The sequence below is a fragment of the Micromonospora sp. 4G55 genome (assembly GCF_016803375.1).
The window spans coordinates 1-3,809 of sequence record NZ_JAEVHN010000590.1 but is presented as its reverse complement, the minus strand read 5'-3'; the positions used below and the strand labels follow the sequence as shown (position 1 = coordinate 3,809).

Genomic DNA, 3,809 nt, shown 5'->3' with positions numbered 1-3,809 from the left:
TGGCGGCGATGTCGGGCGGGGTGGACTCGGCCGTCGCGGCGGCGCGCGCCGTGGAGGCGGGGCACGACGTGACCGGGGTGCACCTGGCGCTGGCCCGTAATCCGCAGACCTACCGCACGGGGGCGCGCGGCTGCTGCACCCTCGAGGACTCCCGGGACGCGCGGCGGGCCGCCGACGTGATCGGCATCCCGTTCTACGTCTGGGACATGGCCGAGCGGTTCCACGCCGACGTGGTGGACGACTTCGTCGCCGAGTACGCCGCCGGCCGTACCCCGAACCCCTGCCTGCGCTGCAACGAAAAGATCAAGTTCGCGGCGGTGCTGGACCGGGCGGTGGCCCTGGGCTTCGACGCGGTGGTCACCGGCCACCACGCCCGGCTCGGCGCGGACGGCCTGCTGCGCCGCAGCGTCGACCTCGCCAAGGACCAGTCGTACGTGCTCGCCGTGCTGACCCGGGAGCAGCTCGACCGGTCCCTCTTCCCGCTCGGCGACTCCACCAAGGCGCAGGTCCGCGAGGAGGCGGCCCGGCGCGGGCTGGCGGTGGCCGACAAGCCGGACTCGCACGACATCTGCTTCATCGCCGACGGCGACACCCGCGGCTTCCTGGCCGGCCGGCTCGGCGAGGCGCCCGGCGACGTGGTCGACGCGCTCACCGGCACGGTGGTGGGCAGCCACACCGGCGCGTACGCCTACACCGTCGGGCAGCGGCGCGGCCTGCACCTGGACCGGCCCGCCCCGGACGGCCGCCCCCGCTACGTGCTCTCCATCACCCCGAAGACCAACACGGTGACCGTCGGCCCGGCCGAGGCGCTGGACGTCTCCCGGGTGCGAGCCACCCGTCCCGTCTGGACCGGCGGCGAGCGACCGACCGCACCGGTCGAGTGCGAGGTGCAGCTGCGCGCCCACGGCGACGTGGTCCCCGCCACCGTCGAGCTGACCGACGACGGGCTCCGCGCCGAGCTGCGCCGCCCGGTGCGCGGGGTGGCCGCCGGGCAGGCGATCGTCGCGTACCGGCCGGACCCGGCCGGGGACGTGGTGCTCGGCTCGGCCACCATCACCGACTGACCGCCGCCGTCCGCCTCCGGCCGGCCACGCCCAGCGGCTACCCTTCGGCCGTGACTGATCAGCCTTGGCCCTGGCCCGCGGGGGCAGCGACCGGCATCGGTTCGCTGCCCGGCACCGACATCGCCGAAGCGCAGCGGGTCGTCCTCGGCGAGCTGCCCGCCCTACCCCACCTGCCCGAACTTCCCGCCCGTGGACCGGGCGCCGACCTCATCGGCCGGACCGGCGGGCTGCTGGTGGAGCTGCCGGTCGAGCTCTACGCGGCCCGTTGGCGGATCGCCCTGCGCCCCGGCCGGGACCTGCGCCGGGCCCGGGACCTGATGGAACGCGACCTCGACCAGCTCGCCGAGCAGGCCGAGGGGTACACCGGGCCGGTGAAGATCCAGGCGGCCGGACCGTTCACCCTGGCGGCCTCGCTGGAGCTGCCGATCGGCGGGCGGCTGCTGCGTGACCCGGGCGCGGTGCGCGACCTGGCCGGTTCCCTGGCCGAGGGGCTGCGGCTGCACGTCGGGGCGGTGGCCCGCCGGCTACCCGGGGCGTCGGTGCTGCTCCAGCTCGACGAGCCGTCCCTGCCAACGGTGCTCGCCGGGCGGGTGCCCACCGAGAGCGGCTTCGGCGCGCACCGGCCGGTCGAGTCGGAGGTGGCCCGCGCCCTGCTGCGCAGCGTGATCGAGGCGGCCGGGGTGCCGACCGTGGTGCACTGCTGCGCGCCGGACGTGCCGCTGGAGCTGATCCGGTCGACCGGGGCGGTCGCCGTGGCGCTGGACCTCGCGCTGGTCACCGACCTGGACCCGCTCGGCGAGGCGATCGACGCCGGGCTCGGGCTGTTCGCCGGCGCCGCGCCCACCCAGCCGCCGTCCGCCGGTCGCGCGCCGACCTCGGCCGAGGTCGCCGACCGGGTACGCACGCTCTGGGACCGCCTCGGCTTCCCGCGCCGCCAGCTCGCCGAGCAGGTGGTGGTCACCCCGGCCTGCGGCCTGGCCAACGCCACCCCGGGGTACGCCCGGGCCGTGCTGGCCGCCTGCCGGGACGCCGGCCGGCGACTGCACGAGGAGTGAGGTTTTTCGTCGTACCCGGCGGGCAGGATGACCGTCATGATTGGACAGCTGCGTTCCACGGTGATCGACTGCCCGGATCCCCGCGCCCTGGCCGGCTTCTACGCCGAGCTGCTCGGCCTGCCGCTGGTGGAGGAGAACTCCGACGGCGACGACTGGGTGGTGCTCGGCGGCTCGCCGGGGCGACCAGCCGCGGCTCGCCTTCCAGAAGGCGCTCAACCTGCGGGCCCCGGCCTGGCCGGACCCGGAGCGGCCCCAGCAGTTCCACCTCGACGTCACCGTCGACGACATTGACGCGGCGGAGAAGGCGGTGCTCGCCCTCGGCGCGCGCCGGTTGCCGGGCGAGGGGGACGGCTGGCGGGTCTACGCCGACCCGTCCGGTCACCCGTTCTGCCTCTGCTGGGACTGAGCCGGCGGTGGCCGGCCGGGGGTTGCGACCGGGCGGCATGATCGCGGGCGTGATCGACTCCTCGCCCCGCCGCGCCTCCGGTTCGCTCTTCGGTCTTGCCTACGGCGACGCCCTCGGCAAGCCGACCGAGTTCCTGACCGTCGCCGAGATCACCCGTCGCTACGGCCCGGGCGGCCCGCGTGAGCTGGTCGGCGATCCGGCGCTGGTCACCGACGACACGCAGATGGCCCTGGCCGTGGCGTGGGCGCTGCACGACGCGTCCGCGTTCACCCCGGAGGTGGTCGAGCCGCTGCTGCGGCAGCGCTTCGGCGAGTGGGCGGTCAGCCCGGACAACAACCGCGCCCCGGGGATGACCTGCCTGCGGGCCTGCGCCGAGCTGGGTCGTGGGCTGCGCTGGCAGGAGGCGACCGTGGCCGACTCGAAGGGCTGCGGCGCGAACATGCGGGTCACCCCGGTCGGGCTGCTCGACGTCGACCTGGACACCCTCGCCGGGTTGGCCCAGCTCCAGGCCGGTCTCACCCACGGTCATCCGACCGGCCTGGCGGCCAGCGAGCTGACCGCGTACGCGGTGCGGCTGCTGCGCGACGGCGCGGGCCTGGCCGAACTGCCCGACCTGCTGATCGCGCGGGCGGGGGAGCAGCGGCGGGTCTACCGTGCCGACTGGCTCGGCGACCTGTGGCAGCGGTCCGGCGCGACGTCCCCGGCGGAGTTCGTCGCCCAGGGCTGGGACGAGTGCCGGCAGGTGCTGGACCGGCTGGTCGCCGCGCTGGGCCGACCCGACGACGGCGGCGACCCGTGCCGGGACACCGGCGAGGCGTGGATCGCCGAGGAGGCGCTGGCCACGGCCCTGCTCTGCGCGCTGCGCCACCCCGACGACCCGGTCGCCGCGATCGCCCGGGGCGCGACCACCGCCGGTGACTCCGACTCAATCGCCGCCCTGGCCGGCGCCTTCGTCGGCACCGCCCACGGCATGGCCGCCTGGCCGCGGGACTGGTCGACCCGCATCGAGTACGCCGACCAGCTCACCACCCTCGCCACCCGCTGGGACKGWCGTCCTTCTCGTGACCCTTGAACGTGCGGGTCAGCGCGAACTCGCCGAGCTTGTGCCCGACCATCGCCTCGGTCACGAACACCGGGACGTGCTTGCGTCCGTCGTGCACGGCGATCGTGTGACCCAGCATCTCCGGGATGATCGTCGAGCGCCGCGACCAGGTCTTGATGACGTTCTTCGAGCCCTTGTCGTTCTGCGTCTCCACCTTCTTGAGCAGGTGGTCGTCGACGAAC

The 3,809-nt window shown here is 75.3% G+C and carries 6 protein-coding genes; 5 read left to right on the top strand and 1 reads right to left on the bottom strand.

Annotation, left to right across the window (positions count from 1 at the left end; all coding sequences use genetic code 11):
- The 5 genes from mnmA to JNW89_RS30475 form a co-directional block, all read left to right on the top strand.
- Positions 1 to 1,064: tRNA 2-thiouridine(34) synthase MnmA (gene mnmA, locus JNW89_RS30495; RefSeq protein WP_238451708.1), on the top strand; the 1,064-nt coding region annotated here is incomplete at its 5' end.
- A 50-nt stretch (positions 1,065 to 1,114) separates the two neighbouring features.
- Positions 1,115 to 2,119: a methionine synthase gene (locus JNW89_RS30490; RefSeq protein WP_238451707.1), complete on the top strand. Its 1,005-nt coding sequence runs from the start codon at positions 1,115 to 1,117 to the stop codon at positions 2,117 to 2,119.
- A 36-nt stretch (positions 2,120 to 2,155) separates the two neighbouring features.
- Entirely contained in the window at positions 2,156 to 2,410 is a 255-nt protein-coding gene (locus JNW89_RS39240) for a VOC family protein (protein WP_238451706.1), read from the top strand.
- Positions 2,337 to 2,525 carry a VOC family protein gene (locus JNW89_RS39235; RefSeq protein ID WP_375155166.1) on the top strand — a complete coding sequence of 63 codons (189 nt, stop codon included), beginning with the start codon at positions 2,337 to 2,339 and terminating at the stop codon, positions 2,523 to 2,525. Before JNW89_RS39240 ends, JNW89_RS39235 begins: the two co-directional genes overlap by 74 nt.
- 37 nt (positions 2,526 to 2,562) lie before the next feature.
- Positions 2,563 to 3,597 carry an ADP-ribosylglycohydrolase family protein gene (locus tag JNW89_RS30475; protein WP_238451705.1) on the top strand — a complete coding sequence of 345 codons (1,035 nt, stop codon included), beginning with the start codon at positions 2,563 to 2,565 and terminating at the stop codon, positions 3,595 to 3,597.
- Here the strand turns inward: JNW89_RS30475 and rpsS are convergent.
- A partial coding sequence (gene rpsS, locus JNW89_RS30470) for a 30S ribosomal protein S19 (RefSeq protein ID WP_238451704.1) occupies positions 3,548 to 3,809 on the bottom strand: 262 nt, incomplete at its 5' end. The two genes, JNW89_RS30475 and rpsS, sit on opposite strands and share 50 nt — an antisense overlap.

Bases quoted from the DNA above. Each gene is read 5' to 3' on its own strand.
- JNW89_RS39240 (WP_238451706.1), top strand. From the start codon at position 2,156: ATGATTGGACAGCTGCGTTCCACGGTGATCGACTGCCCGGATCCCCGC.